The 18,665-nt window shown below is 73.0% G+C and carries 14 protein-coding genes and 1 rRNA gene; 4 read left to right on the forward strand and 11 right to left on the reverse strand.

Features of this window, described 5'->3' with window-relative positions; translation table 11 throughout:
- Nucleotides 1-113: 113 nt before the first annotated feature.
- Both rrf and ACXET9_RS14840 read left to right on the forward strand, forming a co-directional pair.
- A 5S ribosomal RNA gene (rrf, locus tag ACXET9_RS14835) occupies nucleotides 114-230 on the forward strand.
- Between the two features lie 626 nt (nucleotides 231-856).
- On the forward strand, nucleotides 857-2,296 hold the full coding sequence (locus ACXET9_RS14840; protein ID WP_457887461.1) for a hypothetical protein: 1,440 nt from the start codon (nucleotides 857-859) through the stop codon (nucleotides 2,294-2,296).
- A 225-nt stretch (nucleotides 2,297-2,521) separates the two neighbouring features.
- Here the strand turns inward: ACXET9_RS14840 and ACXET9_RS14845 are convergent, their stop codons facing one another.
- The 9 genes from ACXET9_RS14845 to ACXET9_RS14885 form a co-directional block, all read right to left on the reverse strand.
- On the reverse strand, nucleotides 2,522-4,048 hold the full coding sequence (locus tag ACXET9_RS14845) for an APC family permease (RefSeq protein WP_457887462.1): 1,527 nt from the start codon (nucleotides 4,046-4,048) through the stop codon (nucleotides 2,522-2,524).
- Between the two features lie 307 nt (nucleotides 4,049-4,355).
- A complete protein-coding gene (locus ACXET9_RS14850) occupies nucleotides 4,356-5,987 on the reverse strand; it encodes a DUF4232 domain-containing protein (protein ID WP_457887463.1) in 1,632 nt (543 codons plus the stop codon).
- A 104-nt stretch (nucleotides 5,988-6,091) separates the two neighbouring features.
- A complete protein-coding gene (locus tag ACXET9_RS14855; protein WP_457887464.1) occupies nucleotides 6,092-6,466 on the reverse strand; it encodes an antitoxin HicB in 375 nt (124 codons plus the stop codon).
- Nucleotides 6,466-6,651 carry a type II toxin-antitoxin system HicA family toxin gene (locus ACXET9_RS14860; RefSeq protein WP_457887465.1) on the reverse strand — a complete coding sequence of 62 codons (186 nt, stop codon included), beginning with the start codon at nucleotides 6,649-6,651 and terminating at the stop codon, nucleotides 6,466-6,468. Before ACXET9_RS14860 ends, ACXET9_RS14855 begins: the two co-directional genes overlap by 1 nt.
- A 143-nt stretch (nucleotides 6,652-6,794) precedes the next feature.
- A complete protein-coding gene (locus ACXET9_RS14865) occupies nucleotides 6,795-8,177 on the reverse strand; it encodes an aminoglycoside phosphotransferase family protein (protein ID WP_457887466.1) in 1,383 nt (460 codons plus the stop codon).
- A gap of 180 nt (nucleotides 8,178-8,357) precedes the next feature.
- A complete protein-coding gene (locus ACXET9_RS14870) occupies nucleotides 8,358-9,233 on the reverse strand; it encodes an SDR family oxidoreductase (RefSeq protein WP_457887467.1) in 876 nt (291 codons plus the stop codon).
- Nucleotides 9,234-9,274: 41 nt separating this feature from the next.
- Complete coding sequence (locus ACXET9_RS14875; RefSeq protein WP_457887468.1) at nucleotides 9,275-9,850, reverse strand: DUF488 domain-containing protein; 576 nt, start codon at nucleotides 9,848-9,850, stop codon at nucleotides 9,275-9,277.
- Nucleotides 9,851-9,856: 6 nt separating this feature from the next.
- Nucleotides 9,857-10,639 (reverse strand): cysteine hydrolase family protein, encoded by a 783-nt coding sequence (locus ACXET9_RS14880; protein ID WP_457887469.1) that lies wholly within the window; start codon nucleotides 10,637-10,639, stop codon nucleotides 9,857-9,859.
- Between the two features lie 75 nt (nucleotides 10,640-10,714).
- Entirely contained in the window at nucleotides 10,715-12,283 is a 1,569-nt protein-coding gene (locus tag ACXET9_RS14885) for a purine-cytosine permease family protein (RefSeq protein WP_457887470.1), read from the reverse strand.
- A 166-nt stretch (nucleotides 12,284-12,449) separates the two neighbouring features.
- Between ACXET9_RS14885 and ACXET9_RS14890 the strand changes: the two genes are divergently transcribed.
- Nucleotides 12,450-13,514: an FUSC family protein gene (locus tag ACXET9_RS14890; protein WP_457887471.1), complete on the forward strand. Its 1,065-nt coding sequence runs from the start codon at nucleotides 12,450-12,452 to the stop codon at nucleotides 13,512-13,514.
- 75 nt (nucleotides 13,515-13,589) lie between these two features.
- A complete protein-coding gene (locus tag ACXET9_RS14895) occupies nucleotides 13,590-14,498 on the forward strand; it encodes a methyltransferase domain-containing protein (protein WP_457887472.1) in 909 nt (302 codons plus the stop codon).
- 611 nt (nucleotides 14,499-15,109) lie between these two features.
- Here ACXET9_RS14895 and ACXET9_RS14900 read toward each other — a convergent pair.
- Complete coding sequence (locus ACXET9_RS14900) at nucleotides 15,110-17,704, reverse strand: glycosyl hydrolase family 95 catalytic domain-containing protein (protein WP_457887473.1); 2,595 nt, start codon at nucleotides 17,702-17,704, stop codon at nucleotides 15,110-15,112.
- A 90-nt stretch (nucleotides 17,705-17,794) separates the two neighbouring features.
- Entirely contained in the window at nucleotides 17,795-18,598 is an 804-nt protein-coding gene (locus tag ACXET9_RS14905) for a hypothetical protein (protein WP_457887474.1), read from the reverse strand.
- Nucleotides 18,599-18,665 lie beyond the last annotated feature (67 nt).

Here is an 18,665-nt window from a genome sequence, read left to right on the forward strand (position 1 = left end):
TGGCCAGAGGGTCGGGAGTCGCTGAGAGGTCTTTTGAGGACTTCTCGCCTCCCGAACCCCGCCGGTGACATCGAACAAACTCCCCGCTCCGCGAGCGAGGGACGTTATAGAGTTACGGCGATCATAGCGTCGAGGAAACGCCCGGTTCCATTCCGAACCCGGAAGCTAAGCTTGATTGCGCCGATGGTACTGCACTCGGGAGGGTGTGGGAGAGTAGGTCGTCGCCGGACATCTTCACCGAGAAGGGGTGGAGGAGCCGCTGAGAGCATCGATCGGAAGATCGAATGCATCTCGCCTCCTCCGCCCCTTTTCGCATGCCCGAAAACGGTCGGCGCTGCCGTCGGCCAAGCGTCGGCCACGACTCCGCCGGCGGTCGCCCCGCAGCCTGCGGCCACCTCACTGCCGTCACCCACCCCGCTGCCTCCGGCCCGCACGACGCAGCTCTGCACGGGGCCTCTGCATCTGCCCTCTCGTGCCCTCTCGGCGACCCCTGCGGGCCCGAGGGCCCGAGTGACGCGGGGTAAGCCGCACGCTGTTCCCGAGGAGCGCCACAGGCCCGTGAGAGGCGCCGGGGGCGCCCGCGGGCAGTGCCGCGCCCGCGGGCAGCGCCGGTGCCCGTGCGGTGCCGGTGCAGGGCCATGACGTCCCGAGCCGTCCCTGCCGCCTCGGCACGGTGTCAGCGGTGCCGTCGGCCCCGGGCACCCTGCCCTGGAGCTGCGGGGCGGCCCCCGCCGCACCAGAGGGAACGGCACCCCCAGGAGCGTCTCGAGGAGTGAGCGAGCGCACATACCCTCAAATGGTAATGATTATCGTGAGCTGATAGTTTTCTGGCATGAATCTGATGAGAACGATTGTCATGAAGCGTCGCGTCCTGGCGCTGGCTGGCGTCGGCGTCCTTGCCCTGTCGGCGTGCGGCGCCAGCGGCGGCAACTCTGCGGCCTCCGACGGCTCCGCTGCGTCGGACGGCTCGACCACCGCCGCCGACTCCGCCTCGACCGAGATCGAGCGCACCGAGGTCGGCGCGCTGACCCCGCGCATCGTCCTCGCCTACGACGGCGGCGTGATCACCCTCGACTCCTCCGACGGCACGGTCCTAGACGACACCGAGATCGCCGGCTACGTGCGGCTGAACGCGGCCGGCGACGGCCGCAGCGTCGCCGTGAGCGCCTCGGACACCTTCAGGATCTACGACTCCGGCCTCGAGGCCGTCGCCCACGGCGACCACTTCCACTACTACGAGCAGACCCCGCATCTGACGGACCTGTCCTTCGAGGCGCCCTCGCCCGGCCATGTCGTGGCCGAGGACGGTCGCACGGCGTTCTTCGCCGACGGCACCGGCGCGATCACGATCATCGACCCGACCGCCCTCGCCGACGGCGAGCTGGACGTGCTCGAGGAGACCGCGGCGGATGCCCCGCACCACGGCGTTGCGGTCCCGCTGTCCGACGGGGACCTGCTGCTCACGCAGGGCACCGAGGAGTCCCGCAGCACCGTCCAGGTGCTCGACGCCGACGGCAACCTCGTCGCCGAGACGGATGACTGCCCCGGCGTGCACGGCGAGGCCGTCGCCCAGGCCACCGAGTCCGGTGACGTCGTCTCCCTCGGCTGCGAGAACGGCCCGGTCGTCTACCGCGACGGCGAGTTCCACAAGGTCGCCGTGGACACCGACTACCAGCGCTCCGGCAACCAGAAGGGCAGCGCCGACTCCCCGATCGTCCTGGCGGACAACAAGGTCGAGGCCGATCCCGAGGGCGGCACCGAGCACCCCACCACGATCGCCCTGATCGACACCCGTGACGACTCGATGACCACCGTCGATCTCGGCTCCCCCTACTGGTTCCGCTCCCTGGACCGCGGTCCCGATGGGGAGGCCCTGGTCCTCACCGGCGACGGCGAGCTGAACATCCTCGACCCGGAGACCGGCGAGATGATCCACGAGGTCAAGGTCATGGACGAGTGGACCGAGCCCGATGAGTGGCAGACCGCCGGCCCGATGCTGGCGGTGGCCGACGGCACCGCGTTCGTCGTCGACCCCGACGCCCAGAAGCTCACCATGGTCGACGTGGCCAGCGGCGAGATCTACCGCGAGCTCGACCTGACGGTCGTCCCCCACGAGATCCAGGTGACCACCGGCACCGTCTCCGGCGAGTACACCGTCGGCGGCGAGAGCTCCGACGAGGACGAGCACGACCACGAGCACGATCACGCGGACGAGGAGTCCGACGAGGACGGGCACGACCACGAGCACGACCACGCGGATGAGGAGTCCGAGGAGGATCACGACCACGAGTCCTGATCCGGACGGCGCCTGATCGGCGCAGCACCTCGATGCGCACCACCAGCGCGTCCTGACGTGCACCACGAGAACAGGCCAGGTTTGGGCATCGCCCGGACCTGGCCTGTCGTCATGCTGCGGATCGGCCGCGCGCCCGCCGCGCCCGTCGGCTGAGCATCAGCCTCGGCTGAGCCCGCCCGTCGGCCGCAGTGCCAGCGCGCCGGCCGCGGGGCCCTCGCCCGACGATCAGTCCTGCGGCGCGGCCTCCAGGCCGTCGCGGGCGGCGGCCTCCTCGGCGGACTCCTCGCGGAGCCGACGCCCGGCGACGTAGCCGATCAGGGCGATCCCGATGATGAAGGCGAGGGTGCCGAGGGTGAGCGCCTCGAAGGCGGCGTAGGGGACGCCCATGGCGGTGGAGAAGTCGTAGTCCAGGCCGATGAGGGACTCGAGGGTGCCGGGGAAGATCGACACCCAGGAGCCGAGCGCGACGAAGCCCGTGGTGACGACGCCGAAGGCGATGAAGACGCCGTTGCCGCCGGGGACGCGGAAGGGACGCGGGACCTCGGGGTGCTTCAGGCGCAGGCGGACGGCCGCGGGGATCACGATGAGGTAGCTGAACAGGTAGGTCGTGATCGCGACCGAGAGCACCACGTCGAACAGGGCGGCGCTCGAGCCGGTCAGCTGCATCGCGGCGATCATGAACACCGTCGAGATCGTGCCGGAGAGCAGGTTGACGCGGATCGGGGTGCCGAGGGTGCGGTGGAAGCGTCCGAAGAAGCCGCCGAAGAAGGAGCCGTCGGCCGCGGCGATCGCCTGCATGCGGTCGGACATGATCATCCAGGCGGCGCCCTGGCCGATGTTCGCCAGCAGGAACAGCAGCACGGCGAGCGTCAGCATCGTCGGCGCGGCGGAGCCGTAGACGGAGAAGACGGTCGCGACCGCGGTGATCAGACCCGAGACGCCGTCGATGTCGGAGTGGGGGATGACCAGCAGGATCGTGAACACCGGGATCAGGTAGAGCACGCCCGCCATCGCGGAGGAGCGCAGGACGGAGAAGGCGACGTCCTTGGTCGCGTCCTTCATCTCGCCGGAGGCGCTCGAGCCGGACTCGAAGCCGAGGAAGGCGAACAGCAGCAGCGGGATCAGGGTGATGAACCCGGCGGCGGTGGGGGAGAAGCTGCCGATCGGGAGGTCCTGGATGCCGTGCTCGATCGCATAGACGACGGCGGTGACCACGAAGATCGCCAGGAACACGATCTTGCAGACGGCGCCCATGGTGGGGATCCACTTGGCCCGGCGCAGCGAGAGCACGGCCGCGAGGACCGTCAGCCAGATGAAGAGGATCTTGAAGGCGTAGTCGGCGGCGGAGCCGGGCGCGAAGTGCACGAGATGCTCGCGCGCCGCCTCGGCGTTGAGGAAGGCCATGGAGCCGCCGACCCACACGGGCTGCGTGATCCACGTGAAGGCGGAGGCGACGGCCGCGGCGGGGCGTCCGAAGGCCGTGCGGACCCACAGGTAGACGCCGCCTTCGCCGACGAACGCGGAGCCGGTCTCCGCGAAGATCAGCGCGTAGGGGATCAGGAACACGATGATCAGGAAGACCAGCCAGGTGAAGGTCTCCGGACCCTGGGCGGACACCGAGCCGAGCATCTCGAGGCCGACGACCGCCGAGACCACGATGAAGATGATGTCGAAGCGCCCCAGGGTCTTGTGGAGCACCGCGTTCTGCTGCTGCGCGTACTGGGTGCTGCCGGAGCTGCCGGGATCGGGCATGAGGAGGATCGTCTCCGAGGTGGGGGATGGTCGCGCCGGGACGGACCAGGCCCCCGGGACGGCGACCTGCCTCGTCAGGCTGTGCACCGGCGCGCGAAGGGACCGCACGAGCATAGTCCTCGCCTCCCCGTCGGCGCACTCCATGCCGACGGATGCCACGCGGCCGACGGGCGCTGCGCGGCGGGCGAGCGCGTGCGGCCGGCAAGCGCGTGCGGCCGGCGAGCACGTGCGGCCGGTGGGCGGGTGCGGTCGACGGAGCGCGGCGGCGCAACGAGTCAGCAGGCCAGCGAGTCAGCAGGCCGGTCGGTCAGCGGGCGCGCCAGCTCCCCACCTCGATCTCCGCCCCGCCGTCGATCCCGGCCCTGAGGTCGAACGGCGCCGGCCCGGGGCCTGTGCCCAGGGGATCATCGCCCGACCCCGTGTCGAACGGGATGGGCTCCCAGACGTCGTCGTCGGATGCGCTGTCTCCGGAGGCGATGCTCCCGTCGGACGGGTCGAGCCGGAGGCTCAGCGTCTGGGGCGTGGTCTGATCGGCGGCCGCGCCGTAGCCGGGCCAGTGCAGCGAGGATGCCGCGGTGTCGCCGGGGCGGAGCCCGATGCCGTCCGTCCCGGTCTCGCGCTCGGCTCCACCGGCTTCGGCGTCGTCGGCGGACTCGGGGGCGTCCGACCGCTGGTCGAGGGCGATCTCCTCGCCGCCCTGCTCGAGGCGCAGCTGCGGGGCCCCGACCAGCGCGCACGGCGCGGCGCCGGTGTTCGTCGCGCGCAGCTCGGCGTAGCCGTCGCCCACGGCCCGGTCCCAGCCGGCGACCGTCAGCGCGAGATCATCGGCGCGGCAGGCCGGGAGACCGGCGGGATCGAGGGCGGAGGCCGACGGGCCCGCGTCATCCTCGGGCGATGCTGCGGACGGCGGCTGTATCGCCGGGTCGGTGCCGTCGGCGGGTGTGGAGGAGGCCTGGTCCTCGGGGACGTCCACGACGGCCGGGGCCTCGGCCTCGGGGCGGGCGTCCGACGGCGGCGCGGGGATGGGGAGCGCGGCGAGGACCGCGGCGGCCGCGATCACGACGAACGTCGTCCGCCGGAGGACCGGCGCGGCGAAGGGATCGGACGGCGCCGACGGCGGGCCCGGGTCCGACACCGTCGGGGCCGACGCCCGGGCGTCGGCCTTGAGGACCTCGTGGACGATCGTCGAGGCGACGGCGAGGGCCGCGGCGCCGGCGGGGATCGAGAGCTGCGGGACGAGGATCAGGAGCAGCACCATGGCGCTCCCCGTCGGCGGGATGATGACGGCGCCCGTGAGCAGCGGCAGACCGGCGAGCACCAGGACGCCGCCCGCCCCCAGCGTGCCGATCGCGTCCGAGCGGGACACCGGACGCAGCCGTCGTCGCAGCCACCAGCCGGCGAAGGTCAGCACGGCGATGGCCGCGGCGACGGCGAACGGACGGGACACTACGATCGCCGACCGCATCGCGACCGCGAGCAGTGCCGCGATCACCGCCGAGGACGGGAGCGCCAGCAGGAGGGTGCGGCCGGCGCGCCGTGCGCGCACGAGGATCCGTCGCTCCGCCGGCGCGACGGCGCCGGGCTCGAGACCGGCGCCGGGTGCGCCTGCGGCCCCGCCCGGTCCGACGGTCCCGGGCCGGGCCGCCGTGGAGGCGCCCAGGCCGATCAGGAGCCAGCCGATCGTCGAGGTCAGGGCGCCGCCGACGGCGATGCGTAGGTAGTGGGTGCGCGCCGTCGACCACAGGTCGATGCAGGAGGTCTCCGAGCAGTCGAACGCCCAGCTCGGCGGCGGACCGAGGCGGGAGGCCCACAGGCCGGCGACGGCCATGGCCGCGATCGAGGCGATGAGCAGCACGGTTCCGACTCGGCGCAGCTGCGGCCGGCTGCGGCCGGTCGAGGGCGCACCGGAGGCGGAGGACGCGGCGGACGCTGGAGGCACGGTCCCGACTCTAGATGCCGTCGATCATGGCGTCGGCAGTACCGGTAGGGGTCGGGTCGCGCGTGAGATGGGCTGACCGGAGCGGCGGGGTCGCGTTACGCCTCTCAAGCGCGTGAGGAGATCTGATGTACTCGGCCGCGAGAGACATCGAGGAATGCGGCGATGTCGGCGTCGCGGAACTCGGCGCGCTTCAGATCCTCGACGAGCTCACGCATCTCCTGCGCGGCGCACGCCTGTGCACGGGCGGCGTCGCGGGATGAGCGACGTGCACGTCGGATTCGATCGGCGAAGTCGTCCAGGCCGGGGGTGAGGGTGATCGTCCAGCCGCTATGGTCCGTGTCCTCATCGATGGTGTCGAGATAGTCGCGGATCTGCTGAGGTGCGGCGGCGAGCGTGCGGGATTGGGTGACGACCTCGTCATCGATGGCGAGTTCCCACCCATGTTCCCAGCGAGTGGCTGTGGCGGTGATGGTGGTCATCAGCGGTTCTCCTCCTGGTCGATGGCCTTCAATGCTCTGCGGACGAGCCCCGGAGAGATATCACGGGTCTGTGTGATGACGACGGTGGTACCGGTCGGGCCGGTCCAGACCTCGTGGTCGCCCTTGCCCTGACGGGAGATGAAACCGGCGTTACGGAGGAGGATGGCAAGGTCTCGGTACTTCATCGGCCTTGTCGCCACTTTAGTCTAGTCCCCCTAGACATGCAATGTCTAGGGGGGGTAGACAAAACTCGATATCGTGTCGGTTCGGCGTGCATGAGGGTCGATGGAGCCGCAGATGGTGCGCAGAATCGAACCGGCACCCGAGCTCAGTCGATCCCGAGCTCCACGGCCAGGGTCCGGCGCAGCTGCGCGAAGGCGCGGCGATGCATCGGCGAGCCGCCGCCGTCGGGCGTCGAGCCGTCGCGTCCCGCGTCGGCGGCGCCGTCGGCCCCCGCCCCCGGAGCCCCGGCGGCGCGGGAGGCGAGGTGGACGAGCATGCCGGTGCGCTCGTAGGCGGTCCATGCGCGCATGCGCGCGCGCAGGGCGGCGACGTCGGAGACCGAGGCCGGGACCTCGCCCGCGGTCCCCTGATCGGCCGCGAGGCGATGGCGCTCATCGACGTAGGCGGCCACGAACCCGGCCACATGCTCCTCGCCCATCGGCACGTACCAGGGTCCCGCGTGGACGGAGCCGCCGAGGATCGCGAGGTCGCGGGCGGGGTCGTCGGCCTGCGCCCATTCGAAGTCGATGTAGCGGACCGACGGATCCGTGTCGGCCGTGTTCCCGCCGTCGGCCGCATGTGCGCCGACGGCGGCGCTCCCTCCGTCGGCCGATGGACCCCACAGGATGTTCGTCGCGCACAGGTCGCCGTGCGACAGGACGAAGCCGTCCAGGTCCTTGATCTGCGGCTCCACCTTCTTCACGCGCTTGACCATGGCCTTGAGGAAGGGCTTCAGGTGATGCTCGGCGAGGAGCTCGCGGTGGTCGGCGCGCCAGGAGTCGGCGGCGGCCTCGACCTCGGTGAGCAGGGAGTGCTCACGGGGGACGTCCTTCCACGGCTGCTTGCCGAGGCGGGCGGGCCCGCGGCCCGGCGCCGCCACGGTGTGCAGGAGCGCCAGCAGACGGGCATGGGCGCGCAGATGCGCCGGGGTCCAGGCCTGCGGGGCGAGGGCCTGTCCGGGCACGTGCGTGGTCACGACGTACGGCAGCCCGAGGGGGCTGCGCGCAGGGTCGCCCTGGAAGGCGACCGCCTCGGGGCCGACGCCCGCGGGGGCGAGGGCCAGCGCGGCGATCTCATGGTCGAAGGCTTGGGGCTCGCCCGCGGCGGCGTCGGTGTGCGGGATCCGGACGATCACGGGGGCGTTCCGCAGCGGGGCCACGGTCCAGGCGGCGAAGTGCTCGCCGATGCCCGCGAGCTCCACCTCCGCCGGCCCCGACAGCGAGGGCGGCAGCACCGACGGGTGCAGGCCGGGCAGGCGGACGGGCGAGCCCGCATCCTGCATCGGCAGCAGCAGCGTCCCGGTGCGCCAGGCTTCCGCCAGGCGCGCGCCCATGCGGGGCGAGGCGGCATCGGGGATCGTCGGCGCGGCGGAGACGGTCGGCGCGGCGGCCGCGGCGTCCGTCGTGCACAGGGGCGAATCCGCGCTGCACGCAGGGGCCGTCGCCGCGGAGGCGGAGGGCAGGATGTCCTCGAGGTTCTGCAATCCCACGGGTCACTCCAGTCGTCGGCACGTCAGCGGGCGCGGATGATCCTACGCGCCGATCGCGGCGGTCGGGGACCGGTGCGGCGTGATATGCGCGGCCCTGCGGACCCGGTCTCGGAGGCTGTCTCGGACGCGGCCCCGGATGCGGGTCCGGCCCCGGATGCGGGCCCGGAGGCGGGCCCGGCCTCAGAGCGCCGGGCTCGAGAAGCCGCCGTCGGAGTGGAGCCGCTGGCCGCGGATCCAGGCGCCGCGCTCGGAGAGCAGGAAGCGCACCAGGTCGGCGACGGTTCCCGTCCCGCCGAGCTCCCTGCCCGGGGTCTGCGCCGCGCAGGCCGCATGCGTCGCCTCATCCATCCAGCCGGTGTCGATGGGGCCGGGGTTGATCACGTTGGTGCGGATCCCGCGGTCGGCGAGCTCATGGGTGCCTGCCAGGACGAGCCGATCCAGTGCCCCCTTCGTCGCCCCGTAGGGGAGGTTGTGCACGGTGTGATCGCTGGTCAGCGCGATGACGGCGCCGCCCGCGGGGGCGTCCGCGGGCGCCGGCTCGGGCGATGGCTCGGCCGACGGATTAGCCGGCGTCCCGGTCGGCTCGGCCGACGGGGTCGGCGTGAGCAGCGGCACCTGCTCGGCGAAGGCCTTCAGCAGCAGCCAGCTCGCCCGCACGTTGACCGCGTAGTGCCGGTCGAAGCTCTCCACGGAGGTGTCCAGGAGCGAGGAGTCCACGGACTCGCAATGGCTCATGACCAGCGCGCCCAGGCGACCGAGCTCCTCCTCGGCGCGGCCGACGAGGCGGCCCGGGACGGTCGGATCCGCGAGGTCCCCGGGAAGGAGCACGACCCGTGCGCCGAGGCCGCGCAGCTCCGCGGCCAGCTCCTCGACGTCGGAGGGCTCGCCGTTGACCCGCTGGTCGTAGGCGTCATGGAAGGACAGGGCCAGGTCGAAGCCGTCGGCGGCGAGGCCCGCGGCGATCGCGGCGGCGATCCCGCGGCGTCGGCCGACGCCCGTGATCAGAGCGGTACGGGGCAGCGGGCGGGTCGAGCTGATCGAGCGCATCGGGTGCATGGGGTGACCGTAGGCGCTCCGGAGCGGCCGTGGCCAGGGGTTTATCGTGCGGGGGCCCCGTCCCAGACCGTATGACCCTGCGCGTCGAGGCGCGCGCCGGGGCTCGGCTCGTGCGGTCGCCGCTGGCCGTCCGGCATCAGATGCTCGACGGCGACGCCGTGCTCGAGCAGGACGACGTCGGCGATGAGGCGGCGATGGCAGCGCCACCACACCGACTCCGAGCACATGACGGCGGTGAGGCCGGTCGCATCGTCGGCGACGTCGGCGACGTCGGCGACGTCGGTGAGGAGGTCGGCGATGCCCGCGCGGAACACCGGGTCGCGGGTCCAGGCGGCGTAGGCGCGGAACGCGGCGACGCGCCACCAGGTGTCGGGGGAGGCGGCGTCCTGCTCGGCGGTGAGACGCCGGCGCCCGCCGAGGCGCTCGTCCCAGCGGTAGGCGATCCCGGCGGCCTCGCAGAGCGCGGGCACGACGCCGCGGGCGGCGGCCTCGTTGGCCCGGCTGCCGGGGAAGCGGCGCACATCCACGAGATGCTCGATCCCCGCGCCGACCAGCAGATCCGTCAGCTCATCGCGGTCGAGGCGGCCGTGGCCGAGGGTGATCAGCGGGGCGGGCACGGCCGGTCAGTGCTCCCGGGGGCCATCGGCGGCATCGGCATCGGCATCGGCGCCGGCGGAGGATGCGCCGTCGGCGGCGGGCTGGGCGCCGGCGTCCGACGAGGCATCCGATGGGACGTCCAGTGCGGCGAGCACCTCGGTGCTCGTGCGGAGGTCGACCTGCGGCGGGAACAGGCCCATCACCTGCAGGGCGGCGGCGCCGTCGGCGGCCGTCGAATGCGCGACCGCGTCGGTGACGACCGTGACGCGCAGCCCCGCGTCGGCGGCCGCGAGGACCGTGGTGATCACGCAGCAGTCGGTCGAGACGCCTGTGACCAGCAGATGCGGGACCGCTCGCGGGGCGGCTGCGTCGTCGGCCCCGTCGTCGGCGATACGGGAGGTCCCGTCGTCGGCGGTGCGAGCGGCCCCGTCGTCGGCCCCGAAGGGTGCGCCGACGCGGGCCGCGAGCTGCGGGCCCCACTTCCCGAACGTCGGCTCGTCGACGCTCGGATGCGCGGACAGGCCCGCCACGCCGTCGACCAGCGCGTAGAGCGGGTCGTCGGCCGGGACGTCGGCGAACGGCCAGGCGCGGAAGTAGTCGCCCCAGGCGGTGCGGCGGTCCGCCGTCGGCAGCCAGCGCGTGAGGAGCGTGCGCTCGGGGCCGACGGCGCCCGCGAGGCCCTGGATCACCGGCAGCGCGTCGGCGAAGAACGGCGAGCACCAGTCGGAGCCCGGGTCGGCGAAGATCCGTTGCGGATCGACGACGACGAGCCAGGGGCGGGACGCGGGAGCCGGGGTCGAGGCGTGCATGAGGGCACTCTAAGCGGGGTGTGCGGGGTGTGCGGGGTGAGCGGGGTGAGCGGGGCGTGCGGGGCGCGCCTCCGCCTACGCCCCCTGCTCCTGCCGACGGATCGTCCCGCGGCGCGCGATCAGCGTGACGACGAAGCCGAGCACGAGCGAGAGCAGCACCCCGAGGTTCGCGTACGCCCAGGGGCCGTCCCACCAGGAACCCGCCGGATCGTCGACGAAGGTGCCGAGGCCCAGCGGCTCCAGCAGGTAGCCCTGCCAGTTGTTCCACGGGGCGTCCTCCGCATAGCTGTTCACCACGAGGCCCCAGCCGAGGACCGAGACGACGGCGAGGGTGCCCACGCTGACCCAGTCGACGGCGCCGTAGCGTCCGGCGGGGTCGAACAGCGCCTGCTCGTCGTAGTCGGCGCGGCGCGAGAGGACGTCGGCGATGAGGATGCCCGCCCAGCCGGCGATCGGGACGCCGAGGGTGATCAGGAAGCTCTGGAAGGGGCCGATGAAGCTGCCGGCGAAGAACACCACCCAGATCGTGCCCGCGGTCAGGATCGCGCCGTCGACGAACGCGGCGGCCGGGCGGGGGATGCGGATCCCGAGGCTCAGCAGCGTCAGGCCCGAGGAGTAGATGCCGTTGACGGCGCCCGAGACCAGCGTCAGCACCGCCACGATCCAGAACGGGATCAGCGCCCACAGCGGCAGCAGCGTCACGAGGGTGCCGACGGGGTCGTCGCCGATGCGCGCGAGGACGTCGGGGTCGGAGCCCGCCAGCAGCAGGCCGAAGACGACGAGCACGACGGGCGCCGCGGAGCCGCCGATCGTGTTCCACAGGACGATGGCGCCGTCGGACGTCGAGCGCCGCTGGTACCGCGACCAGTCCGCGGCGATGTTGATCCAGCCCAGGCCGAAGCCCGTCATCACCATGACCAGCGCGCCGATCATCTGCTGCGGCGAGCCCGCAGGGGCCTCCCGCACCGCCGCGAGGTCGATGTGCGGGATCGTCAGGATCATGAACAGGATCGTCATGGCGCCGGTCGCCCAGGTCAGGACCGACTGGATGCGCATGATCGTGTGATAGCCGAGCACGGAGGCGGTCACGATGATCGCGGCGATCACGAGGGTGGCGATGACCAGCACCGGCGTCCCCGAGGCGAGGCCGAGGGCCTGGAAGACGGTCGCGGTGGCGAGGACCGCCGAGATCGCCAGCATCGTCTCCCAGCCGATCGAGGTGATCCAGGAGACCACGCCCGGCACCTTCTGCCCGTGCACGCCGAAGGCCGCGCGGGACAGGATCATCGTCGGCGCGCTCCCGCGCTTGCCTGCGATCGCGATCAGCCCGCACAGCGCGAAGCTCACGACGATCCCGATCAGCGACACGATCACGGCCTGCCCGAACGAGATCCCGAAGCCGAGGATCCACGAGCCGTAGCTCATGCCGAAGACCGACACGTTCGCCGCGAACCACGGCCAGAACAGGTCGTGCGGCTTCGCGGTCCGCTCGGACTCCGCGATGATCTCGATGCCGGTGGTCTCGATGAGGGCGGGACCGCGGGAGCGGCCGTCGGCGACGGGACCGCCCGCTGGACCGCCTGCTGGACCGGGCACTGCGGGCTCGGGTGCGGCGGGGAGATCAGGACTGCCGGGATGGGACATGTCGCCTCCGGGAGGAGTGCCGGCGCGCGCCGGACGCGGGGATGGGGACGGGACCTGCCCGGATTGTCTCACCGGAGCGGTGCACGGCGGGCATACCCTGTCCTCGGCCGGACCGCGGCCGCGCGGGATCAGGCCGCGCGGTGCCCGGCCGCACGGAAGGAGCCCCATGCCGCAGACGCCCGATCGGATCCGGGAGACCGCACGACGGATGCTGAGCCTCGCGCCCAGCCGCGTCGACCACATCCCCGCGCTGCGCATCTCCGTCGGCCTCGCGATCCCGCTGCTGGTGCTCCTCGCGACGGACCGCCTGGACTGGGCGATGTACGTCGGCTTCGGGGCCTTCACCGGCATCTACTCCCGCTACGAGTCCACCGCGCTGCGCTTCCGCCGGCAGTCGCTCGCGGGCGCGATGATCACCGTCTGCGTCACCCTCGGCGCCGCCCTCGCCCGCCTCGGCGAGAACCTGGGGCCGACGGCCGAGTCGTGGACCGCGATCCTCGTCGGCTCCGTCGTCGCGGGCGCCGCCGCGACCCTCGTGCTCGCGCGCGGCCTCAAGCCCGCCGGCGCGATCTTCCCGCTGTTCGCGGTCGCGGCCGTCGCCTCCGCCCCGCCCGCCGCCCCGATCTGGACGGCCTTCCTGGTCGCCGCCGCCACGGCCGCGCTGTGCATCGGCCTGGGCCTGCTCGGGCACTGGGCCGGGGAGCGGCATCCCGGGCGGGGCGCCGTCCCGGGCGAGGAGACCTGGACCGCCGCCCAGCTGCGCTCCGAGTTCCTCCGCTTCGCCCTCGCCTCCCTCGCCGCGGGCGCGCTCGGCCTCGCCTCCGGGCTCCCCTTCCCCTACTGGGCGCAGATCGCCGCCATCGCCCTGCTCTCGGCGCCCGGCCGGGCGCTGCAGATCGAGCGCGGCCTGCACCGCGTCATCGGCACCGCCCTCGGCATCATCACCACCGCGTTCCTGCTGTCCTTCCCCTCCGAGCCCTGGCAGCTCGTGGTGTGGGTCGTGCTGCTGCAGTTCCTCGCCGAGATGTACGTGCTGCGGAACTATGCGTTCGCGCTGCTGTTCATCACGCCGCTCGCCCTGCTCATGGTGCAGCTCGCGCACCCGCAGCCCGTCGGCCCGATGCTCCAGGCGCGCGTGCTGGAGACCGTGATCGGCGTGCTCGTCGGCATCGCGGTCGTCATCCTCGCCTCGCTGATGGACCGGCGGCGGTCCACTCCCGCTCCCGCATAATCTCGAATATTGAGATGTATGTCCGCGATGCGATCGCTAGAGGCGGGCGGAGAACCGGGGGCGTAGCGTCGCCGCATGCCTGACAGCGCAGCTCCCGCCGCCTCTTCCGCCGCCTCTCCCGCCGTCTCTCCCGTCGACGCCTCGACCGACGCCGCCTACACCCACGGCTACGGCGACGCCGTCCTCGACAGCCACCGGCAGCGGACCGCCGCGAACTCCGCCGCCCACCTCCTGCCGCACCTGCGGGCCGGGCAGCGTCTGCTCGACCTGGGCAGCGGCGCCGGCACCATCACCGCGGACCTCGCCCGGATCGTCGGCCCCGAGAACCTGATCGCGCTCGAGGTCGCCGAGGAGTCCGCGGAGATCACCCGCGCCGAGCTGCACCGCCAGGGGCTCGACGAGGTCGAGGTGGTCGTCGGCGACGGCCACGACCTGCCCTTCGCCGACGCCTCCTTCGACGTGGTCCACGCCCACCAGGTGCTCCAGCATGTGCCGGGCCCCGTCCGGATGCTCGCCGAGATGCGCCGCGTGACCCGCCCTGGAGGGCTCGTCGCCGCTCGCGACGCCGATTACGAGGGCTTCCGCTGGTTCCCCGAGGTCCCGGGCATCGCCCGCTGGATGGAGCTCTACCTGCGCGCCGCCCGCGCCAACGGCGGCGCCCCCGACGCCGGCCGACGCCTCCTCGCCTGGGCCCACGAGGCCGGCTTCGTCGAGGTCACCGCCTCCGCCTCCGTCGACCTCCAGGCGACGCCCGCGACCCGCGCGGCCTGGGCCGCCACCTGGGCCGGCCGCATCACCACCGCCCCCTTCGCCGACCAGCTCGATCGCGAGGGCTGGGCCGACGCCGACGATCGCGATGCCCTCGCGCGCGCCTACCTCGCCTGGGCCGACGACCCCGACGGCTGGTTCACCGTCCTCCACGGGGAGATCCTCGCCGTCGTTCCGTCCGCCCCGCTAGCCTCATCCGCCCCTTCCGCCCGCTAGCCCCTTCCGCTCGCTAGCCCTGTCCGCTCGCTAGCCCTGTCCGCCCAGTCCGCCCCTTCCGCCACGTTCTGAGGATCGAGTGGGCATGAGCCCCCGTTCTGAGTGCTCAGAGCGACAGCTCATGCCCACTCGACGCTGCGAGGATCCTGGTCAGGGGCGTCTGCTCGAGGGGGCCAGCCCAGGCGCACCCGGGTGCGAAGGCCTCACGCGCGAGGTGCGGGCGAGAGCCCGCTTCGAGGCTGTCCTGAAGCCCCTGTTCCTCAGCGAGCGTCGAGTGGGCATGAGCGCTCGTTCTGGCCGCTCAGAGCGACAGTTTCTGCCCACTGGACGATGCGGGGAGCCTGGTCAGGGGCATCTGCTCGAGGGGGTTAGCCCAGGCGCGCCTGGGCGTGAAGGCCTCACGCGCGAGGTCATGTCGCGAGCCCGTTCCGGGGCCGCCCCGTTCGCTCTGTTACTCAGCGGCCGTCGAGTGGGCATGAGCGCTCGTTCTGAGCGCTCAGAGCGACAGCTCATGCCCACTCGACGCTGCGAGGGCGCACCCGCTCATGCCTGCTCGACGCTGCGAGGGTGCACCCGCTCATGCCTGCTCGACGCTCGCTCGCAGGGCCCGCTCAGCCGTGCCCGGGCGCGAAGGCCCTGAGCGCCGAGGTCTCGCGCACAGGGGTGATGGTGCGGCGCTCGCCGCCGACGATCACGTCGACCAGCTCGGGGGCGCCGGGGCGATCGGCGACGACGTCCCAGGCGGTGACCTCGTCGTCCGCCCAGGTGAAGGAGACGCGGAAGCCGCCGCGGGCGCGCAGGCCCGTGACGGAGCCGGACGCTGACCACTCTGCGGGCAGCGCCGGGAGCAGGCGGATCGCGCCGTCGTGGCTCTGCAGGAGGAGCTCGACGATCGCGGCGGTCACGCCGAAGTTGCCGTCGAGCTGGAACGGCGGATGGTTCGCGAAGAGGTTCTCGAGGGTCGAGTGCGCGAGCTGGCCCCGGAGCATCTGGTAGGCCCGATGCGGGTCGCCGAGGCGTGCGAACAGGGCCATCCGCCAGGGCCAGGTCCACGAGCGCCGCGAATCCCCGGAGACCTGCTCATGCGAGAAGGGCGCCGCCCCACCGGGGCTCCCTGCGCCCGCGCCCGCGCCCGTGCCCGCGCCCGCTGCGCCCGTGCCCGCGCCCGCTGCGCCCGCGCCGGCGCCCGCTGCGCCCGCGCCGGTGCTCCCCGCGCCCCCGTCGGCGCTCGCCGGAGGCTCGCCGCAGCGGGCGCGGAGGGAGACGAGGGCGGCCGCGGCGAGCTCGGGCGTCGCCGACGGGGTGATCCGGCTGCCGGGATAGACGGCGAAGAGGTGGGAGGTGTGGCGGTGGAGGTCGTCGGGCTCGTCGCGGTCGGCCTGCCATTCCTGGAGCTGGCCCCAGCGGCCGATGCGGTCCGGGGCGAGCCGGTCGCGGGTGCGCTCGAGGAGGGCGCGGGAGGCGGCGTCGGTCCCGGGGAGCTCGCCGTCGAGGGCGGCGGCGAGCTCGACGGCGCCGTCGAGGAGGTCCCGGACGATCTGCTGGTCGTAGGCGACCCCGTCCTCGCGGGGACCGTGCTCGGGGGACCAGCCGTCGGGGGCGACGAGGCTCCCGTCGGCCTGCTCGACCAGCCGGTCCTCCCAGAAGTCGCAGACCTCGCGGACGAACGGCCAGGCCACATCCCGCAGGAACGCGCGGTCGCGGCCGAAGCGCCAGTGCTCGACGACGTGCTGCGCGTACCAGGCGGAGGCGACCGTGTTCCACTCCCACGAGTTCCCGCCCATCGGCGAGTTCGAGGTGCGGCAGGTCCAGCCGCGGACGTCGTCGCCGAAGGAGGCCCGGGTCGCGCGTCGCAGGGGCTCGCGCATCGCGCACAGCCAGTCGATCAGCGCCGTGTGCGCGGCGGAGAGGTCGGTGGTCTCCGCCGGCCAGTAGTTCATCTGCAGGTTGATGTTCGAGTGGTAGTCGCTCGCCCAGGCCGGCGTGTTGGAGTCGTTCCACAGGCCCTGCAGGTTCGCCGGCAGACCGCCCGGACGCGATGACGAGACCAGCAGATAGCGGCCGTAGCGGAAGAGGGTCCGCTCGAGATGGGGGTCCGCGCCGCCGTCGGCATGGAGGGCGAGGCGCTGCGCCGTCGGCAGGGCGAGGAGCGCGGGCTCGCTCTCGCCCCAGCGCACGTCGACGCCGCCGAGCAGGGCGGCGAGGTGGTCGAGGTGGGTCTGCCGCAGCTCGAGGGGGTCGCGCCGGGCCGCGGCCTCGAGGCGCGCGGTCACCAGCGGCAGCGGGCTCGGCCCGCGCCAGCCGTCCGACGGGGCGATCGCGAAGCTCGTGCCCAGGTCGATCAGCAGTCGCGCGCTGCGCGCCCCGCGGATGGTGAGGCCGACGGCGGGATCCTCGAGCTCGGCGAGCCCGACGGTGCCGTCCGCGGTGATGCTCTCGAGGACGCCGTCGGTGTCGACGACGCGCACGGCCATGACGTGCTCGAGGCCGTTGCCGAGCGTCCCCGTCGCCAGCAGCGTCCCGGTCGCCAGCAGCGTCCCCGACACCGACGCCGACATCGACGCCGACGGCCCGTCCTCGGCGAGGCCGATCGTCGTGCCCTCCTGGTCGGACTCCAGGCGGAGACGCAGGTCGATCGAGCGATCGGCGGTGATCTCGAGGACGAGGAGATCGGCGTCGGCGCTCGCGAAGGCCTCGCGGCGCACGCGCGCGCCCTGCGTCGTCGCATGCTCGACGACGTGCAGGCCGGTGTCGACGTCGAGGGTGCGGCGGTAATGCGGGCCGGCGCTCACCGGGGCTGGGGCGGTCCCGTCGGCGCGGCTCGTCCCGTCGGCGTCGCCCACGGCGTCGGCGATGGCGAGGCGGAGGCGGCCGGGGGAGAGGAAGGTGCCGTAGCCGGTCATCGAGATGTCGGTGACGTCCTCGGCCTCGCCCTCGTAGGCGTTGTCGTAGTCGGCGGATCCGGCCCACAGGGAGATGTCGTTGAGCTGGACGACCTCCTCGTCGACGCCGCCGAAGAAGCTCGCGCCGACGCGTCCGTTGCCGATCGGGTAGGTCTGCGAGGACCAGTCGGTGGCAGGGGTGTCGGCGGAGAGCAGGTGCGGTGCCGATGCCGTGGACGACAGCGGTGCCGATGCCGTGGACACCAGTGCTGCCGATGCGGCGGTCGACGACGCGGCCGACCGCTGGTCATGGGATGTCTGCATCGGAATCTCTCCACTCGTCGTCCGTCGGCCTGGTGCGCAGGCGCGGGTCAAGCGTAGACGTCGGAGGACAGGGCGCGTGCGCCCGCCCGGTCAGATCACGACGGACAGGCTGGCGACCATGGCGTCGAGGTCGGCGACCTGCTGGTCCATGCCGGTGGCGGCGCCGCCGACGAAGGCGCCGGGTCCGTCGGGCCCGTCGACGACGATCACCACGAGGTTCCAGGCGTCCGTGACGGTGAACTCCTCCTGCTGCTCCTCGGACAGCTCGAGGGTCCCGGAGATCAGCCAGCCGTCGTAGCCGTCGATCGTCACGGCCTCCTCGTGGAGGTCCTGGACGACGAGGGGGTCCGCGTAGAGCTCGCGGACCTCGGTGCGCGTGATGTCGCACTGGAGGATCGTGCGCGCGGCCTCCTGCGCGCCCGGATAGCCGCCCTCGGACTCGGGGAACTCGACCCAGCCGAGGGAGGACACCGAGTACCACCAGTTCTCCACCTCCTGCGAGGACGAGGCGGTGCCGGTGACGTAGGCGTCGTGATCGCCCCAGTCGAAGGCGATGCTCCATCCGGGCTGGATCTCGTACTCGAGACCGCCGCCGCGGACCATGCCCTCGACCTGCGGCTCCTCCGCCGTCGGCTCGGCGAACTCGCACAGCCGGCTGGGCTTCTCGGTGATCGTCGGGGCGGGGCCCGCGACCGGCTCGGTCTCCTCGCCGGGGATGTACTCGCCGTGCGGCTCCGTCGTGGAGGGATCCTCCGACGGCGTCTCCGACGACGACGTCTCGGGCCCGGCGGTCGGGCCCTCGAGGCGCGGGGAGATCACCGTGCGCCACAGGACCAGCGAGGCCACCAGTACGAGGACCAGCAGCAGCACGCAGCCGCCCGCGATCCCGAGCACGGCCCCGCGGCGAGACCGGGGCGGTGGCGGTGGCGGGGGACCATACGGCCCGGAGGACCCGTACGGC

It is taken from the genome of Brachybacterium netajii (SeqCode) (assembly GCF_054114245.1).

Bases quoted from the DNA above. Each gene is read 5' to 3' on its own strand.
- ACXET9_RS14845 (WP_457887462.1), bottom strand. From the start codon at position 4,048: ATGCCCGATCCCGGCAGCTCCGGCAGCACCCAGTACGCGCAGCAGCAG.
- ACXET9_RS14870 (WP_457887467.1), bottom strand. From the start codon at position 9,233: ATGCACCCGATGCGCTCGATCAGCTCGACCCGCCCGCTGCCCCGTACC.
- ACXET9_RS14900 (WP_457887473.1), bottom strand. From the start codon at position 17,704: ATGCAGACATCCCATGACCAGCGGTCGGCCGCGTCGTCGACCGCCGCA.
- ACXET9_RS14840 (WP_457887461.1), top strand. From the start codon at position 857: ATGAAGCGTCGCGTCCTGGCGCTGGCTGGCGTCGGCGTCCTTGCCCTG.
- ACXET9_RS14885 (WP_457887470.1), bottom strand. From the start codon at position 12,283: ATGTCCCATCCCGGCAGTCCTGATCTCCCCGCCGCACCCGAGCCCGCA.
- ACXET9_RS14860 (WP_457887465.1), bottom strand. From the start codon at position 6,651: ATGAAGTACCGAGACCTTGCCATCCTCCTCCGTAACGCCGGTTTCATC.
- ACXET9_RS14855 (WP_457887464.1), bottom strand. From the start codon at position 6,466: ATGACCACCATCACCGCCACAGCCACTCGCTGGGAACATGGGTGGGAA.
- ACXET9_RS14880 (WP_457887469.1), bottom strand. From the start codon at position 10,639: ATGCACGCCTCGACCCCGGCTCCCGCGTCCCGCCCCTGGCTCGTCGTC.
- ACXET9_RS14895 (WP_457887472.1), top strand. From the start codon at position 13,590: ATGCCTGACAGCGCAGCTCCCGCCGCCTCTTCCGCCGCCTCTCCCGCC.
- ACXET9_RS14890 (WP_457887471.1), top strand. From the start codon at position 12,450: ATGCCGCAGACGCCCGATCGGATCCGGGAGACCGCACGACGGATGCTG.